The following is a 17,882-nucleotide window of genomic DNA, read 5'->3' as shown; positions in this document are numbered from 1 at the left end:
AGCTTAAAGCTATCAAGAGTATTTTACTCATTGTTTTCTGTACTTTGTTGTTCGCTTCGAGAAAAATGGCGAATAAGTACCAGCATCACACCAAGCATTCCACCCAACAAGGTCCCTAATACACAAATTAACGCTCGTTTAGGTTTTACTTTTTTTTCTGCAACAACAGGTGGATCAATCACTTTAAACACGAAGTCCTCATTGGCCTCGGCTAACATTAACGTTTTGGTCTGCTCTTCAATCAATTGATAGAAAACACTCTGCATCTGCGCAACCGACGTTTTTTCCAGCTGCTGTTTTAAATAATTAATATTTGCCATGGTTTCTAAACGAGCACGTTGTTTCATCACTTGGTTAATATCTTCAATCAACCAACTCACCCACTGTTGGGCAACCACTGGCGAAATATGCTCCGCTGCAAGAGTGATTAAACCGGTTTCTTTATCAGTAGAAACGCTCAGAATTTCCTTCAAAAAGAACTCATGGCTTTCTTGCATGGATGGTTCTGGCTGTTGCGGCGGTTTGGCCTCGCGCACCCAGGTCTTTGAGCCGGCGTCATACAATTCCGGATCTAAATCCAATTTCTCGCTAATTGGATCCCATGATAAGGCCGCCATCAACTGTGGTTTTATTTGGTATTTGTTAACAAATTCACTAAAGAACTGCCTGGATTTGAGTACTTCGATGGCCAGCGTTGTCTGATCGGTTCCGCCTCCACTGCCAAGGTTAATCCCCGCCAACGATGCCAAACCACCAAACTGCGAAGCCATACTATTGAGTTTGTTATTTTCTTGATTAGTCGCCGCCAACAAGGCGTTTGCACGGTAAATATTGGGTTGGCTAATTGCAAAAAAAACCGCTGCCACCGCAAAAAGTGTGGTACAGGCTAAAATTAGCCATTTACCACGCCAAATAACAGCAAATAACTCACGTAAGTCAATTTCATCCTCTTGCTGCTGAAACTGAGGCGGATAATCTTGAAACCGCTGCTGATGTTGCTGTGGCGTACTGCTGTTCATAGTTAAGTCAAATACCGATAAGTTAGATAAAGCAATAGCCTTAGCGCAAACCAAGGCCCGAAATAATGTACAGTTACTTAATAACGTTAACCGCAACACCTATTTGATACATAATTTGAGTTACCGCCGTCCACATACTTAGCGCATCACGGTAGTCGGTATCAATAGGGACTACAATTGTGTCACCCGGTTGTAAATCTTGAGAGTTGTTTTTAAACCAAAATCCTGATTCGGGTTTATAGACTGCTCCATTTGCTTTAACCACAAACACCCGATCTTCATCGGCTTGTTTTTTAGTCCCACCAGCAAAATTAATATAATCTTTATAGCTATACTTCTCGTCTAACAAATAAGATGTCGAGATTTGTACTTCACCCATAATCGTGACTGTATTGCGATATTGCGGCACATAAAGTAAATCTTGATCTTCCAACATAAAATCTTTGGAATCGTCATGTGCCAAAATAGCCGGTAAATCAACCACCATTCGCCCCAAAGCCTTGGTTGAACTCATCTCTTCAATTAGAGCCAACTGCTCGGAAGGCGATGCCGATGAAGAAAAACTGCCGGGTCCGGTTTGCCGTAAACTCTTCTTCGCCACCTCTTGGCGAATCGCCTCAGCATAGGAGTCAATCTGTTTTTGTTCTCGTAAACGCAACGCCTCACGCGTAAATACCGCACCGTCTTCGTGAGCGTAGTCGGTTAAGCCTCCCGCACGCTTAATCACTGCCCCCAAAGTCTCACCGCGTTTAATCACGTATGTTCCAGGAAAACGCACTTCCCCTTGTATATTCACGGTACGTTGTTTACGTAAATTAGGAACCGCCAATACATTGAGTCGGTCACGCGACTGCAACACCAAATTATCCGCCGGATTATTTTGCAAGGCATCATTAAGATTTAAACGCAATACGTTAACTTTCGCATGGCCATCCCGAACAACAGTGCGCGAAAGTTCGCTATGTTGCGCATAAGCACCATTATTTAATCCGCCAGCTGCCGTAATTAAGTCTTTAATGGTATTTTTATCCGTGATTGGATAAACGCCAGGAAATTTCACTTCACCAAATATTTCTACGAGATGGGCATCATCATGAATAGATGACTGAGCCTGCAGCAGCGTTAACACTGGTGCAAGTAACTTTTCTCGGGTGGATGAAAATGCTTTTTTAATTTGCTCCACGGGTATACGAGTTAACTGAGATGCACGCTCAAAGTCATAGCCGTCATCACCTTGGATGTTACCAACGGTTTTATTCTGCGCCTGTTCGGTCTCTTCTACCTTGGCATTAATTTCGGCAGCATCAACTGACAATACATCCTTTTCGTTAGTCGCGATGGAAAAAGCATCGTCAAACTTAGCGAGGTCATATTTAGTGAAGACTAATATTTCATCTTCGGCGTTTAATTCAATATTGCTTTGTGATTGTTTATTACTAATCGCCAGACCTAAATTGATTTGTAGAACTTGAATCGTTTGATCCGGTTTACGCCTCACAACCAAGGCATAATTGAGGTCACTACTTTGATACAAACTGCGATGAATGCTCGGAAACAGGTCTGACACTTTGATACCTGCTCGCCACTGAAAACGGCCTTCCCGAACCACGTTACCTTTCACTGAAACATAATTTTTTGTATGTTTAACGATAGCGTCTATAGTTAAAAAATCGCCATTATTCAGTCTTTTAGATAAATCTGTTTTGTTGTTTAAATCGAGGGTATTTAAATCAATTAAACCTTCTTTAGTAATCCGCTCAAAACTGACTGAATTTTTATAAGCTTTGGTTGTATATCCACCAGCCATAGAGACAAGGTCTTTTACCGTTTCATGGTCATTTAGCTCATAAATTGCAGGGCGGACAACTTCTCCATCTATGCTCGCAGTCGGTCCCAAAGGGGCAATGAAAATCACATCGCCAGAACGTAGCTGCAAGTCATCAGAAGTATCTCCATTAATCAGCAAATCATACACATCCAAACGATTCACTAACTTACCATCTCGAAGTAAACGAATATCTCTTAAACTGCCCTTACCATTAACCCCTCCACTGGCGTATAAGGCATGTGTCATCGTCGACAAAGAACTCACTAAATATTTACCCGGCTGATAGGCTTCGCCAAGCACAAAAACTTCGATGCTGCGCAGTTCACCCATGGTGATACTGCTGCGCACTCCAATTTTCTTCTCCGAAATCGTCTTAGTGAGTAACTCTTTTACTTCTGAAAAACTTAAGCCCGCGACATTAACCGGGCCCAATTCGGGAAAACTAATCGAGCCATAACGATTCACCCGAAATTCAAATTTACTGTTTTCTTTACCAAATAATTGAACAACTAAGGTATCACCAGGCCCTAGTCGATAATTATCGGTTACTGGCACATTGCTTAAGGGAGCAAAAGTTGCCGGTTGGGTCGCAAATACGTCTAAACCAAAGCGCTGTAGTTCTTCAACCTGCCCCGCACTATTCTTTTTTGCTATATTTTGCTCTTCGTCTTCCCGAGTATTGCGTTTTTCGGGAAGTTTTGGAGCAGCCAAAACTTCCTCCTGAGATGCATTTGACGAATTAAGTTGAGAAACATCCACGCCATATTGCTTCGCTAGTGCCGCCTGTTGCTCTGCGGGAAGCGCCTTAAGCATCTGCATCTGTTCTGGGCTTACATTTACAGCGAAAACATTCTGTGAACAAGCTACCAAGCAGATCGCGATAAGACTTTTTAGTCCAAATTTCATTCCGTTATATTCTCTTTCTCAAACTAGGTTGCGGAGTTTCAATCAAATTAAAACGTTAATAATAACTGGCTACATATTACTTCAACTACGTTGCTTACGTAAACTTACAAAGTGATTAATACGCTCATTTTCTAAGCAGATAAATTGATTTGTTGAAATATAGTACTTTAGATAGAACATCAAATTAAAAACGCTACCGCCCTTAGGTTTCGGCCCCCAATTCGCCATCCATGCTAGGTTATATTTTTGCAACATCAAATTAACAGGCGAGACAAATATCTCTATTGTTAACAACTAAGGACGCTTGCTGATTCAATAAACGAACCAAAATTACCGAGCGCTCTAAACCATCGGCTCGCTGATAAATTGCCTCAAGTGATTGAAAAGCACCTTGCTGAACAGCTACTTTCATCCCTGGCTGATATACCTGCTCAATCGTTGGCTGACTGTGGGCGTACTCACTACTTTTTATTTGAGCAATCATGCCATCAGCAACCACTTGATAGTTTCGGCCAACCTTAACAAAATCAATCACGCCTCGAGTTGAGCGTACAGCGTTAAAATTGCTTTCTTCATTCAGTTGCACAAACAAATAGTTAGGAAATAGCGCTTCTTGTTTGTGTCTAAGTTTTCCTTTATTAATTCGCTCTACACAGATATAAGGACAATAGGAAGCGTAAGCTTGATTAGCGAGGTGCAATTGTGCGCGAGCCTCTTGACCCGCTTTGCAATAAAGTAGGTACCAAGTAGCTTGTAGCTGATTCATATCGAAAGTTTAGAAACGGTACTGAAAGGCTAAGCTTAGCCCTGCGACCTTAGTTTTATCTTTATTCAAACTACTGAGGTACTCAATCGTCATCGCACGCGAAGAGTCAAACGCGTAATGCACGCCTAAGCCAAAACTGGTACCACTTTCGGTACTACTACCAACATTTTGCTGGTTTAGTTTAGCCGAGGAAGCACCCACCAGTGCATACATGGCCGTTTGCTCTGATACTGGCAGATTCGCTCTTACCAATATAGAAGCTAAACTATCGATTGATATACCATCAGAACGCCCAGTAGATAAACCATAACGACCTTCTAAGGCGATATAATCATTAAAAAATCGTCCAACTTGAGCTTGTAAAACAAACGGGTTACCGTCTGCATTCTCCGCCCCTGCTGAGGCAGTATATTCAGCCGAAGAATAACTCAATATCGCGCCGCCATAGTAGCTAGCATTTGCCATTGCGCTGCAAAAAAAGCTAACACTAACAACAACTAAACAAAGCGTTTTTTTAAAACACATCACAGAGAACGTTCCCTAAACTCAAATTGAAATCGCGGGAAGTATATCACACTGAATTGAGGGATAAAGTAAAGCAGACCGCCGATAAATATCAATAAAAGCTGAGCTAAAACCTAAAGAAAAAAAATATAGACAATTAAATCAAATAGTTATGGGGCCTCAGTGTTTTTAAAGGCAAACTTACTATTTACAAATTCATTAAATAAATTTAAGCCTCAAACTTATTTTTAGTGAATGTGTTAATAACAAACAAGTAATTCGCCTAATTATTCACCGCTTGAGCTAGCATAAAACTGTTCCGTCACGGTAAGTAAGGCCTCTATATTGTCAGCTGGTAAGCAATTAATACCCGCAGCGGCTTCTCTGCCACCACCTGTTTTAAATGTGCTACATATTTGACTTGCACCCTGTTTATTATTCTTGGGTGCTCGTAGGCTCACCATAAAATCACCGCTGCAGCTCAGACTCAGTACGATATGAGCCCGCTCAGGGTCACTGTTGGCCAAATCATTTCCTAACACACCACTTACCCGTCTCGCCCATGCTTGGTCAGGCAATTTAACGACTTTTAAGATATCGCTCTTATAATAAACTTCGGCGAGTTGTGCTTTTTGCATATCCTCAGCATAGGCAATTCTTAGACGATGATATGGCGAGCTTAGGTCAGCTATCGCATCAAAAGGAGAGTAATAAGCCAATAAAGCTTGATACAGCGCTGCTGGTGCAATATGCAAATCAGCAATAGAGTGCCCGTAACTATTATAATTAATCAGTACACCTAAGTCTTTTAATTGCGTTCTCTGTTGAAGACTTAAACCTTGGGCGACAGCCAAGCCCTCAGCCACCTCAAGTAAATTATCTCCATAGGCAGCAGTAATCGCCCACAAATGAAAACGACCATTGAGTTGCTTGTCGATTAATAATGCAGTACAGACATCAACGCTAGTATCTATTTGGGTGGTTAACAACTCATGCTCCGGAATATTTCCAGGGCGATGGTGGTCAACGTAATGTACTCTCGCACCGGCCTTAAGTGCACGATTAACCCCATCAATATTTTTTTCTAAAGATAAGTCAAGAACGGTGACCACATCCCCTTCTTCATATTGTGGTTTTACAGCTAACTGGTTATCTCGCTTCACCCCAGTGACTAACAAACTTTGCCGGGGTTCGGCTAAGCGCAATTGCAACAAAGCCAAAATACCATCGGCATCACCGTTAAAAATATCGATATATCGCACAACAACCTCTACTTGAGTCAGCACTTCGACACGCGAACAAAATATAGCTCATTAATTGCTTATTTGGAGTTCAAGCAAATTCAACGCCCTAGTCGATGATACCTGCTTTTAGCAAGGCTTGGATGACCACCGCGGCACATTCTTCAACCGTTTTACCCTCGGTTTTCACATGTACATCGGCTTGTTCCGGAGCCTCATAGGCAGAACTAATTCCGGTAAAGTTTTTTATCTCTCCTGCACGAGCCTTCTTATATAAACCTTTTGGATCACGCGTCTCACAGACTTCGATTGGTGTATCAATAAACACTTCAAAAAACTCACCTTCCGTTAGCTGCTTACGAACCATACTTCGGTCTGCTTTAAACGGCGAAATGAACGCAGTTGAAACCACCATCCCTGCATCGACAAAAAGCTTGGCAACTTCACCAATACGGCGAATATTTTCTACACGGTCTTTATCTGAAAACCCTAAGTCACCATTTAGTCCATGGCGAACATTATCACCATCGAGCACATAAGTATGAACACCTCGCTGATGTAATAAATAATCGACCTCATTTGCAACTGTAGATTTACCCGAGCCACTTAAACCGGTAAACCAAAGCACACAAGGCTTATGTCCCTTTTGAGTGATCCGTAAATCTCGGCTTACACTGTGATGATGCCAAACTACATTTTCACTTTTATTGTTCATAACAACCTCAAAAAATATTAAATAAAAATTCGAACTGTAAATAGCTCAAGTCAGCGATAGCTTGTAATTTGGATGACTTATTATCCACTAAAGTTCTTTGCACTCTTCTGCTAGTGTAAAGGAAACAATAATGGAACTAAGCCAATCACCACGACTGCGTATACAATCGCCACCGGTAAGCCCAGTTTTACAAAATCTTTTAAATTGTATCGCCCGGCGTTATATACCATGAGATTCGTTTGATAACCATAAGGGCTCACAAAGCTAGCGCTGGCGGCAAAGGCAACGGTCATAATAAAGGTCATTGGATTTGCACCAATTGCATTTGCTACACCATAGGCCACCGGAAACATCAAAGCAGCAGCTGCATTATTGGTGACTAATTCCGTAAACAACCAGGTTAATAAGTACATAATGATTAAGGTCACCATCACCCACTGAGGGCTTAAGATTTGACCAAAACTTTCGGTAAGTAAAGAGACCAGACCAACATTATATAAAGCTTGTGACAAAGTAAGCGCAGAAGCGACGATCAGCCAGATGTCTTTAGGAAAACGTCGAACTATCTCACTTGGGGTTAAGCAACGAAAAAACAATAAACCACCCAGCAGCAATACCATCGCCTTAAATAGGCTCAGTACACCAACTGCCGCGGAGATGACGGCGATAGCAAAGCCAGCAATCGCGATCAGCTCAGACCAACCATTAAGCCGTGTATCTGGTTCAACACCGCTAACTACAATAAAATTCTTAGTTAAGTTGCTCCGAGATTTAAAATCGTCTCCTACAGCAAGTACTAAAAAATCACCCGCTTGCAAGACTAACTCTCCAAGCTTTCCAGACACTTGTTCGCCGTCACGCTTGATTGCCACGACAGCTGCATCAAATAGCGCCCGAAACCCCATTCTTTTAAGGCTTTTACCCACTAAAATACTTTCAGGCCGAATCACGACTTCGGTTAAATTGGTCCCCAACAAACCATTTGAATCCGCGAAAGTTTGTAATCCCGAGAATTGATTTAATTGCATGACTTTGGTGACATCACCACTAAATATTAAACGATCATTTTGACTAAGCACTTCACTGGGAGAAACGGGGCTAATCAACTTCCCTTGACGGACGATTTCCACCAAAAATAATGATTCGAGGTGCCTTAAGCCGTTATCTTCGACACTTTTACCAATGAGACCCGAGTCCTGTTGGATCTTGGCATCGATAAAATAGCTTTGATAACTATCGACCTCACGCTGATGATCGGGTAAATAACGAGAGAAAAATGCCAAGGTAAGTCCGCAACAAACCACAGCCGCGAGGCCAATCAATGTAAAATCAAAAAATCCGAGTTCTTGGCCGGTGCTTTCAAGTAATAAGCTGTTCACGATTAAATTGGTAGAGGTACCGATGAGGGTCAAAGTTCCACCTAATATCGCCGCATAAGACAGAGGCAACAGCAACTTACTAGCGCTATGGTACGGGTTATTACGGATCGGCGCCAACAACGTAGCCACCACAGCAGTATTATTGAGCGCAGCCGACGACAGCACAGTGCTTGCAAAAAGACGCAACCAAGTTGCCCGCAACGAAGGCTTAATAATCGAGGCCGCTAATAAGCGTAATAAGCGGGTTTTTTCTAAGGCGATCGAACAAAGCATCAGCAATACCAGCGTCATCAATCCTTGATTTGCGATATTGGCCAATATTTGCTCAGAACTAACTAAGTTTAATATAAACAATATCAACATAACCCCGCCAAATATTTTAGCCGGATATTGCTGATACCGAATCAGAGCAGCAATAGTGCCAGTAAAAATAACTAGCACTAGAATTGCTTGTATCGACATTATTTTAACAATTCGCGAAGGTCTTTCGCATCCCAATGAGGGAAATGCTTACGAACCAGCGCATTAAGTTCGATTTCAAAAGCTGAAAACTCACTGTTTACCGTTTGTTCTTCAAGCTTGCCCTTGGCTTGGATCATCCCCGCGCCTACGGTCACATTGCTAATTCGGTCAATGATAATAAATGAACCAGTACCATGCGCGCGACTGTAAGCGTCAAATGCGACCTGCTGACTAAACTGCACTTGGCAAACACCGATCTCGTTTAAAGCTAAGCGCACTGCGGGTTTTTCTTCCAGTGTATTCACATCAATTTGGTGCTCAATTTGCGCAATTGAACCCGAGGTCGTTTTGCTTGCTAGTTTAAAATCATATTGCTTATTGGCAATTAAAGGATCGTCTGCCATCCAAACGATCATTGCTTCGGCACTGCTTGCAACCCATGGCTTGTTATTGCTATGAACCAGCATATTTCCACGGCTGGCATCAATTTCATCCTCTAAAGTGAGCGTTACCGCCATCGGCGCGTATGCTTCATCTAGCTCACCATCAAAGGTAACGATGCTCTTCACTTTGGAAACTTTCCCCGAAGGCAATGACGTAACTTCATCCCCCTTACGCACAACACCGGAACTAATGGTGCCGCAAAAGCCACGAAAATCTAAATTTGGCCGATTGACATATTGCACGGGAAAACGGAAATCGTCGAAATTTAAACCAGAGCTAATCGGCGCACTTTCTAGCATGCCCATTAAAGTTTCACCATGATACCAAGCACTTTGCTCGCTGCGCTCGACAACGTTGTCTCCATTGAGCGCCGAAATTGGCACAAACTTAATGTTCTCGATTTTTAGATTTTCAGCGAATTGTTGATACTCTGCTTTAATTTCTTCATATCGCTGTTCAGAAAAATCAACCAGATCCATTTTATTAATTGCAACAACAACCTGTTTAATACCTAAAGACGAAACGATAAAACTATGGCGCCGCGTTTGAACCTGCACGCCGTAGCGTGCGTCAATCATCACGATCGCCAATTCACAATTCGAGGCGCCAGTGGCCATATTGCGGGTATATTGTTCATGCCCTGGGGTATCGGCAATAATAAACTTACGTTTATCCGTTGAGAAATAACGATAGGCAACATCAATTGTAATGCCTTGCTCTCGCTCTGATTGCAAACCATCAACCAGTAGTGCTAAATCAAACTCTCCATCGGTGGTATTAAATCGTTTCGAGTCATTTTTAATACTGGCCAATTGATCTTCAAAAATCATTTTTGAATCATGTAACAAGCGCCCAATCAAGGTACTCTTACCGTCATCTACACTGCCGCAAGTTAATAAGCGTAGTAGTTGCTTTTGTTCATGTTGTTGTAAATATTCTTCAATATCTGAAGCAATTAAATCTGACTGGTGTGACATGGTTCCCTCACTTCGAGCTGTCAGCACGGGGCATCTTACAGCTCAAAAAAATATTTATATATTAACGGAATACTCTGATATTCGTCGTTCGATGCTCGCAAGCTACTGTTTGGTTTAGTTTTTCTATCACGCTTGGTTGGTCTCCAAGTGCTAAAAATAACCTTCCATCTTTTTCTTTTCCATTGAGCCCGCGCTGTCATGATCGATCACTCTGCCCTGACGCTCGGAAGTTTTAGTTAACAGCATCTCTTGAATCACATCTTGCAAGGTATCGGCCTCTGACTCTACTGCACCAGTTAAGGGGTAACAGCCTAGCGTTCTAAAACGCACCATCTTATGTTGAATATCACCCTCTTCGACAGGCATACGCTCATCATCAACCATAATCAGGGTACCGTCACGTTCCACTACCGGACGTTTAGCCGCTAAATAAAGCGGAACGATATCGATATTTTCGAGGTAGATATATTGCCAAATATCTAACTCTGTCCAGTTAGATAAAGGAAATACTCGAATACTCTCCCCTTTATTTACTTTTGAGTTATAGCTATTCCATAACTCGGGGCGTTGTGACTTAGGATCCCAACGGTGATTTTTATCGCGGAAAGAATAAACCCGCTCTTTTGCCCGAGATTTTTCTTCGTCGCGACGCGCACCACCAAAAGCGGCATCAAACTGATATTGATCTAAGGCTTTTTTAAGTCCCTGAGTTTTCATGATATCGGTATGAACCGCGCTGCCATGCACAAATGGGTTGATCCCCATTTCTAGCCCTTCGGGATTTTTGAAAACCAATAACTCAAAGCCATATTTTTTGGCCATTTGGTCTCTAAACTGGATCATTTCTTTGAATTTCCAGTTAGTATCGACATGTAATAAAGGAAAGGGAATTTTGCCTGGGAAGAAAGCTTTGCGCGCTAAATGAAGCATTACCGCAGAGTCTTTACCCACAGAATAAAGCATCACCGGCTTATCAAATTCAGCCGCGACTTCGCGAATGATATGGATGCTCTCAGCTTCTAATGCTTTTAGATGAGTTAAGTTATAATTTTCCATTTAGTCTTTAGCTCTTAGTTCGTTATATCGTTATAGAATATAAAACAGAATCAGACTAACTTATGTGACTAACAACTACTAGCAACGCTGCTATAACATTATGCTACTTTTAATAACTTCGAATTCTAAGCAATCGACAGGTTATTTTACATACTGTCGATTGCTTTTTAGTTTAGAGCAAATAAATACAATCGGTGGGGTTCTTTCTGGTTTATAGTGCCGCAATCGCTTAAAAATTAAGACTAAAACTGAGTATTGGTGACTGAAGCTAGAAATTCGTGATAGGAAGTGGCGATAAAGAAACCGAGTTAAGTGTGTTAGGTCTAACTCATTGATGAGCAACATATACGGTATTTACTCTCACCATAAAGCAAATACCATCACCGTAATAAATCAAATTTGTCTCTAACAGAAATTGCAAATGAGAGTTCCATTTCATTCAGAACTCTCGGTTCAATAAAGATAACTACAATGTCTTTAGCCAATCTTGAGCATTGAGATACCAATCAATGGTTAGATCGATTCCTTGTTCAAAAGAAACTTGAGGTACATAAGCTAATTCTTGTTGAGTTTTCTTAGCGTCGATAGCATAGCGCTGATCATGCCCTGCTCGGTCTTCAACAAAAGTAATTAAACTTTCTGCCTTGTTTGCGATGGCTGCCGTAGCCTGCGGATATTGAACAGCTAAATTTGGGTTTTGGCTAAATCGTTGATTTAACAATTGGCACACCAACTTCACGATCTCTATATTAGCCCATTCGTTGTGGCCCCCGATGTTATAGTTTTCGCCTACTCGCCCTTTGTTCAACACCAAATCGATACCTCTGGCATGATCTTCGACATACAACCAGTCACGGATCTGCTGGCCATCGCCATAAACAGGTAAAGGCTTATTGTTTAAGATATTGGTAATGATTAGCGGAATTAATTTCTCAGGGAAATGATAAGGGCCATAATTATTTGAGCAGTTTGAGGTGGTTACCTGTAAACCGTAAGTATGGTGATAAGCGCGTACCAAATGGTCGCTAGCTGCCTTACTGGCTGAATAAGGGGAATTTGGTGCGTATTGAGTCTCTTCAGTAAAAGCTGGATCGCTGGGCCCAAGAGTGCCATATACTTCATCAGTGCTGACATGGTGAAAACGATGTGGGATGGTCTCTAAACCTTGGCTTTTAGGCTCATCTATCCATACCTTTTTTGCGGCTTTAAGCAAACTATAACTGCCAATAATATTGGTTTCGATAAAGGCATCCGGCCCAGTAATTGAGCGATCGACGTGTGATTCAGCCGCAAAATGCACAATTGTATTTAATTGATGCTCTTTCAACAACGACTCAACCAATGCCGTATCGCAAATATCACCCTGTACAAAATTAAAATTCGGATCCGTTTCAACTGGTTTAAGGCTAGCGCGATTACCTGCATAGGTAAGTGCATCTAATACGACGATTTTGTCGCCAGGATGATTTACCAACCAATAATGCACAAAGTTAGCACCAATAAAACCAGCGCCACCCGTCACCAACATTTTTCTTGAATTCATAATATCCAACTGTAATCGTTTCTCTAAATCTATGATTAATACTTCTGATACTTAAACTAATTGATCCATCATGAGGCTTAATTGCTTACGCCAATGTATGGTCTCTATGCCTGAAGCCTGCTCGGCTGTGATTTTGTTGAGTACCGTAAATGAGGGGCGAACTGCAGGTAAAGGATAAGCACTGGCTGGGATCGCCTTAATGGGGATCGCCTGACTAAGCAAACCTTTTTCAAGCCCTAACTCCTGAATCGCGATCGCAAAATCATACCAAGACGCAAGCCCGGCATCAGTCCAATGAAAAGTAGAAACTTGCCCTTTAGCTGTACCCGCCAACTGATAAGCTCCAGCTGTGTTTTCATCTTTATTTAATTTCGCTACCATGGTCCATAACCACAAGGCAAGTCCCTTGGCCCAAGTTGGCGTGCAGACTTGATCGTAAATAATCCCTAGTTCTGACTTGCTTTCCATCAGCTTGAGCATGCCTTTCACAAAATTATTACCATGCACTGAGTACACCCATGCAGTGCGTACGATCAAGGCCTGATCCGCAAGCACCTCTGCCACCGCTAAATCACCCGCTAACTTAGATGCACCATATACATTAAGAGGTTTCGCCACCGCATCCACCGAGTAAGGCGTCGACTTATCACCCGAAAAAACAAAGTCGGTTGAAACATGTAGTAAATAAGCGTTTGTTTTCTTACAACTTTGGGCAATAAATCGAGGCCCCTGTTGGTTAACTGCGTAAGCAATATCTTGATGTGACTCGGCCAAGTCAACTGCGGTATAAGCCGCAGCATTGATCACAACATCAGGTTTAATTGTTGCGAATGCCAGTTCAACCGCAGACTGATCAGTAATGTCCAGCTCATCAATGCCAAGGCTAAATAACTCTACGCCTTCAGGCTTAGCTTGCTGTAATTCCCAAGCTAATTGGCCCCCCTTCCCGGTAACTAGTACTTTCATTGTTTACTCACAAAACGACATGTAAATTGATTTATAAACGAGGCGCATCGACAAATTGAATGGCCTGTTGGTCCTTCGCTGATAAAGATGGCGCTAAACCATTCACGAGGGGCCACTGTATACCAATATCTGGGTCATCCCAAGCCACTGACACTTCAGAGCTGGGATCATAATAATCAGTACATTTGTAAACAAACTCTGCTTCCGCACTCACCACGTAAAAACCGTGTGCAAATCCTTCGGGAACCCATAACTGGCGTTTATTCTCGGCGGATAATATCACGCCAATCCATTGACCAAGCGTAGCTGAATTAGCTCGCATATCAACGGCTACATCAAACACTTCACCGTTGACCACCCGCACTAACTTTCCTTGGGTATGTTCGGTTTGATAATGTAAACCCCGCAATATTCCTTGTTTAGATTTGGAGTGATTGTCTTGCACTAAAGCTTGCTGAGTACAAAATTCAGAAAAAAGCGTTTGACGAAAAGTTTCCATAAAAAAACCACGTTCATCACCAAATACACTTGGCTCTATAATTTTCACATCAGGGATTACTGTTTCAATAAATTTCATTTGACCATCTCTTGGCTACATGCTTAGTCGTTTGCTAGGTTCATCAAGTATTGCCCATAACCATTTTTTAACATCGGTTCGGCGAGCGCTTTTAATTGCTGAATATCAATAAAACCCTGCCGATAGGCTATTTCTTCAGGGCAGCAAACCTTTAATCCTTGGCGCTTTTCTAACACCGAAATGAACTGAGATGCTTCCAGTAAAGAGTCGTGTGTACCAGTATCTAACCAAGCACTGCCACGCCCCATTAATTCAACGCTCAACTCATTTCGTTGAAGATAGATATTATTTAAGTCGGTAATTTCTAGTTCGCCACGAGCAGAAGGCTGAATGGTCTTTGCCAACTCAACCACTTTCTCATCATAAAAATATAGGCCAGTGACCGCATAATTAGATTTAGGAGTGCTTGGTTTCTCTTCAATAGAAATCGCTTTCCCCGAATCATCGAACTCAACCACACCGTAACGCTCAGGATCGGTAACATGATAACCAAATACACTTGCACCAGTTTTATGCTGATTAGCTTTTCTCAAAGACTTAATTAAGTCATGCCCATAAAATATATTGTCACCCAGCACTAAACAAGCGGGAGCGCCATCGAGAAAATCTTCCGCTAAAATAAATGCTTGTGCCAAGCCATCCGGTGAAGGCTGCTCGACATATTCAAACCGCACGCCCCACTGACGACCACTACCCAGCAATTCTTTAAAGCGGGGTAACTCTTCCGGCGTTGAAATAATCAATATATCTCGTATCCCCGCAAGCAATAGTGTTGAGACCGGATAATAGATCATTGGTTTATCATAAACAGGCATTAATTGCTTACTAATCACTTTGGTAAGCGGGTGAAGTCGAGTTCCCGAGCCCCCCGCTAAGATAATACCTTTTCTGTTCATGCTACGCCTTTACCCTGATTCGTCTAAATGGCTGCAATACTACTGATTTTGACAGATTGAGTACAGCAACAAACAAAGAATAGCAGAAGCACATACTGAAATAGTGATGATAGCATGAAGGATGCCGGTTCGTTGTTATGACGTCTAATTAACCTCTTTCACAAGCAATGAATTCATTTATTTTGCCATGCCCTTAGAGACAGCATTTGCGCTGTAACCTTTCATTGGAAGCAAAATTATAGGCTAAATAAAAACTGAATCCTTGCCGAGAAGAGCAATACGACCGCATGGCGCGTTACAAAAGAGGAGATCAAGCAATTTGGGTTAGTTTCAATACTGGATGTTTCAAAAGACTATTTAACCGTCAAGCTCGGTCTAGATTGCGGTTCGAGCCCCCTTATAAGATCGTCCAAGGTAAATTAAGTCACCGGAAATAATTTTAAATTAATATGGTCTTCGGCTAGGTTTCTAAATCGTAGGCTAAACCCAATATCAGACAGCTTTGCCGCCCCTTCTTGATAATGCGCATCAACATTCAAGCCTAAAGCCAAACCTGGATGAGCAGCATCAAATGGCGAGGGGGCATCAAGTAGACCAGCATTAGCAAAGTGCACATTATCATGGGCGATAATGCCGTACAAGCAGCCCACAGAAGCTCTTAAATCGGCAGCTTTAATAATCTTATTTAAAGTACTTAATGCCATACTGGGTTGCAGAGCTGAGCGATCATTCACTAAGAAACGGTTCCACATATCTTGAAAGAAACCGTTAATAATGACTGCAGCAATAACCCCTTCGTCACCCAACAAACAAATATCTACCACTAAAAAACCAACATGATGTTGATCGATTTGCTTGATAAGCGGAAATAAAGTTTGTCCTTTTAGACGATAATGACAAAAGAAACCCACAATTTCTTGCGTGGTTTTGGGCAACATTTCTCTTAAAACCAAGCTTGCTTGCGCATCATTCGCCTTAAAATGTGCCTTATGCTCACTAAATTCAGCAAATTCCATTTGTGAATCTTGTTGCTCCAGCATCGATAAACTAGAAAGAATCGTATGCGTTAATTCTCTAAAGTCGATTAATGGTTTCACCAAAAAATCACTGGCACCGAGTTGTAATACTTTACGTAAATCGGCCATGCTACTTTTTCCAGAAATAACAATAATAATTCCCGGAAAACTATCAAGATGTTCCAACAACTCAAGCCCGTTCATCCTCGGCATTTGTAGATCCATCAATATCAGTTGATAAGACTGCTGAGCAATCGCTTGCAAGGCCTCATAACCATCTTCAACAGTGCATACTAAAGCACCCTGCTGAGTCAAGAAGGCAAGCAGTTGCTGACGAAACACAGGTTCGTCCTCTACAACTAATATAGAAATTCCATAAAGTGGATTCTCATCATGCTGAGGCATTAATCGACAACCTTTTCCTTATTTATTAATAAGTTAATAACGTGTTTTAAGGCTTAACAGCTTGACTATATAAGTAATAACTCGAGAACGCTAGCTTGCTTACAAAAAATAAAAACAACCAAAAACTAACTGAAACATAACCTTAAGCGAGGAGATTGAGGGTTTGCGATACAGCAGAACCGAGCTTTGCTTCAATAAGCATAGCTCAGTAAAATGAGAACTGTGACTCCATTAGGCATAATCATCGCGATTAATGTTATAGGTAAATTTATTTACCAGACTTTATTTTTATAGCAATAAAAGCTCTTATATCGCCCTAAATTGTGAGCAAAACGCTCACAATTCAGATCAAAATGAACCTAGACCAAGGGCCGAGCAAAGGCCATTCCAACAAAAATCCAATCGCGTTTAGTAACCTTCGATTTCATCTAAATAGCCTTCAAGGGCGGAATCGATATCCTGTTTCGACTGAGTCGGAGGCTTACCATTATAAAAACGATAAAGTCGGTATTGTAGATAAGCGTCTTTGATAAAGGTGTAACTATCAAGAGAGTTGTCTAGTAGCGGTTCTTGTTCAATCACTGAAGCCCGTTTATACAGTCCATCTAAACCCCATTTTACCGCCTGCTCCGCATAACTTAAGTTAGACAACGGAGAAGCAAAGGCATCAACCCAGTCCCCCACCTCTTTACGCACGGTCGTCGGTCCTAATACCGGTATCATGACAAATGGCCCTTCAGGGACGCCATAAAAGCCCATTACATCACCAAACTCTTCGATGTCTCGCTTGGCTCCTGAACGTCCCATCAGATCAAAAATTCCAAATATCCCAAAACTGGAATTAAACAAAAATCGAACTAAATTATTCGAGGCACGCTCAACTTTTCCTTGCAATAAATTGTTCGCAAAACTAGCGGGCTCTTCCAAATTTCGGATCACATTGTTTAAGACTTCACGCAAACCAAAGGGCACATAATCAGCATACACATGAGTGACCGGGCGATAGATGGGTTTATCTAGATAATTGTAGTTAAACTCCCACATGCTGCGATTAAACCCTTCAAAAGGATCAGAAAAACCGGTAACTGGCTCACCTTGTTCCGCTGCCGATAAAGCAGTTGAAAAAATCGCGGTAAACGTCAAAAACGCAAATACAACATGACGTAGCACTGAATGCTCCTT

At 41.8% G+C, this 17,882-nt stretch carries 15 protein-coding genes; all 15 read right to left on the bottom strand.

The features are described from left to right. Window positions 1-23: 23 nt before the first annotated feature. The 15 genes from ACRRSW_RS08830 to ACRRSW_RS08760 all read right to left on the bottom strand — a co-directional run bounded on the left by ACRRSW_RS08830 (window position 24) and on the right by ACRRSW_RS08760 (window position 17,870). Window positions 24-1,019: a Wzz/FepE/Etk N-terminal domain-containing protein gene (locus ACRRSW_RS08830; RefSeq protein WP_432453574.1), complete on the bottom strand. Its 996-nt coding sequence runs from the start codon at window positions 1,017-1,019 to the stop codon at window positions 24-26. Between the two features lie 73 nt (window positions 1,020-1,092). Further along, entirely contained in the window at window positions 1,093-3,753 is a 2,661-nt protein-coding gene (locus tag ACRRSW_RS08825; RefSeq protein ID WP_432459136.1) for an SLBB domain-containing protein, read from the bottom strand. Between the two features lie 259 nt (window positions 3,754-4,012). Next, window positions 4,013-4,519 carry a transcription/translation regulatory transformer protein RfaH gene (gene rfaH, locus ACRRSW_RS08820; RefSeq protein WP_432459135.1) on the bottom strand — a complete coding sequence of 169 codons (507 nt, stop codon included), beginning with the start codon at window positions 4,517-4,519 and terminating at the stop codon, window positions 4,013-4,015. A gap of 9 nt (window positions 4,520-4,528) precedes the next feature. Next, window positions 4,529-4,984 (bottom strand): outer membrane beta-barrel protein, encoded by a 456-nt coding sequence (locus ACRRSW_RS08815; protein WP_432453577.1) that lies wholly within the window; start codon window positions 4,982-4,984, stop codon window positions 4,529-4,531. Between the two features lie 326 nt (window positions 4,985-5,310). After that, the gene (locus tag ACRRSW_RS08810; protein WP_432459134.1) at window positions 5,311-6,285 is read right to left on the bottom strand and encodes a DHH family phosphoesterase; all 975 of its coding nucleotides are present in this window, start codon (window positions 6,283-6,285) and stop codon (window positions 5,311-5,313) included. Between the two features lie 88 nt (window positions 6,286-6,373). Further along, window positions 6,374-6,979 (bottom strand): adenylyl-sulfate kinase, encoded by a 606-nt coding sequence (gene cysC / locus ACRRSW_RS08805; RefSeq protein ID WP_432453579.1) that lies wholly within the window; start codon window positions 6,977-6,979, stop codon window positions 6,374-6,376. 110 nt (window positions 6,980-7,089) lie between these two features. Beyond that, complete coding sequence (locus tag ACRRSW_RS08800) at window positions 7,090-8,820, bottom strand: SLC13 family permease (RefSeq protein ID WP_432453580.1); 1,731 nt, start codon at window positions 8,818-8,820, stop codon at window positions 7,090-7,092. Next, window positions 8,820-10,241 carry a sulfate adenylyltransferase subunit CysN gene (cysN, locus tag ACRRSW_RS08795; RefSeq protein ID WP_432453581.1) on the bottom strand — a complete coding sequence of 474 codons (1,422 nt, stop codon included), beginning with the start codon at window positions 10,239-10,241 and terminating at the stop codon, window positions 8,820-8,822. The genes ACRRSW_RS08800 and cysN overlap by 1 nt, the downstream gene beginning before the upstream one ends. Window positions 10,242-10,391: 150 nt before the next feature. Further along, window positions 10,392-11,297 (bottom strand): sulfate adenylyltransferase subunit CysD, encoded by a 906-nt coding sequence (cysD, locus tag ACRRSW_RS08790; protein ID WP_432453582.1) that lies wholly within the window; start codon window positions 11,295-11,297, stop codon window positions 10,392-10,394. 466 nt (window positions 11,298-11,763) lie between these two features. Next, on the bottom strand, window positions 11,764-12,840 hold the full coding sequence (gene rfbB, locus ACRRSW_RS08785) for a dTDP-glucose 4,6-dehydratase (protein WP_432459133.1): 1,077 nt from the start codon (window positions 12,838-12,840) through the stop codon (window positions 11,764-11,766). 51 nt (window positions 12,841-12,891) lie between these two features. Then, window positions 12,892-13,806: a dTDP-4-dehydrorhamnose reductase gene (rfbD, locus tag ACRRSW_RS08780; protein WP_432459132.1), complete on the bottom strand. Its 915-nt coding sequence runs from the start codon at window positions 13,804-13,806 to the stop codon at window positions 12,892-12,894. 31 nt (window positions 13,807-13,837) lie between these two features. Beyond that, on the bottom strand, window positions 13,838-14,383 hold the full coding sequence (gene rfbC, locus ACRRSW_RS08775; protein ID WP_432459131.1) for a dTDP-4-dehydrorhamnose 3,5-epimerase: 546 nt from the start codon (window positions 14,381-14,383) through the stop codon (window positions 13,838-13,840). Window positions 14,384-14,406: 23 nt separating this feature from the next. Further along, window positions 14,407-15,279, bottom strand: coding sequence for a glucose-1-phosphate thymidylyltransferase RfbA (gene rfbA / locus ACRRSW_RS08770; protein WP_432459130.1), 873 nt, complete (start codon window positions 15,277-15,279; stop codon window positions 14,407-14,409). A gap of 419 nt (window positions 15,280-15,698) precedes the next feature. Beyond that, window positions 15,699-16,700 (bottom strand): response regulator, encoded by a 1,002-nt coding sequence (locus ACRRSW_RS08765; protein ID WP_432453587.1) that lies wholly within the window; start codon window positions 16,698-16,700, stop codon window positions 15,699-15,701. A 408-nt stretch (window positions 16,701-17,108) separates the two neighbouring features. Continuing rightward, window positions 17,109-17,870 (bottom strand): MlaA family lipoprotein, encoded by a 762-nt coding sequence (locus ACRRSW_RS08760; RefSeq protein ID WP_432453588.1) that lies wholly within the window; start codon window positions 17,868-17,870, stop codon window positions 17,109-17,111. Window positions 17,871-17,882: the final 12 nt, after the last annotated feature.

Origin of the sequence: Agarivorans sp. QJM3NY_25, from assembly GCF_050870875.2 — a bacterium.
GTDB lineage: Bacteria > Pseudomonadota > Gammaproteobacteria > Enterobacterales > Celerinatantimonadaceae > Agarivorans.
The sequence above is the reverse complement of the archived record's forward strand: the minus strand, read 5'-3'. Positions and strand labels throughout refer to the sequence as shown.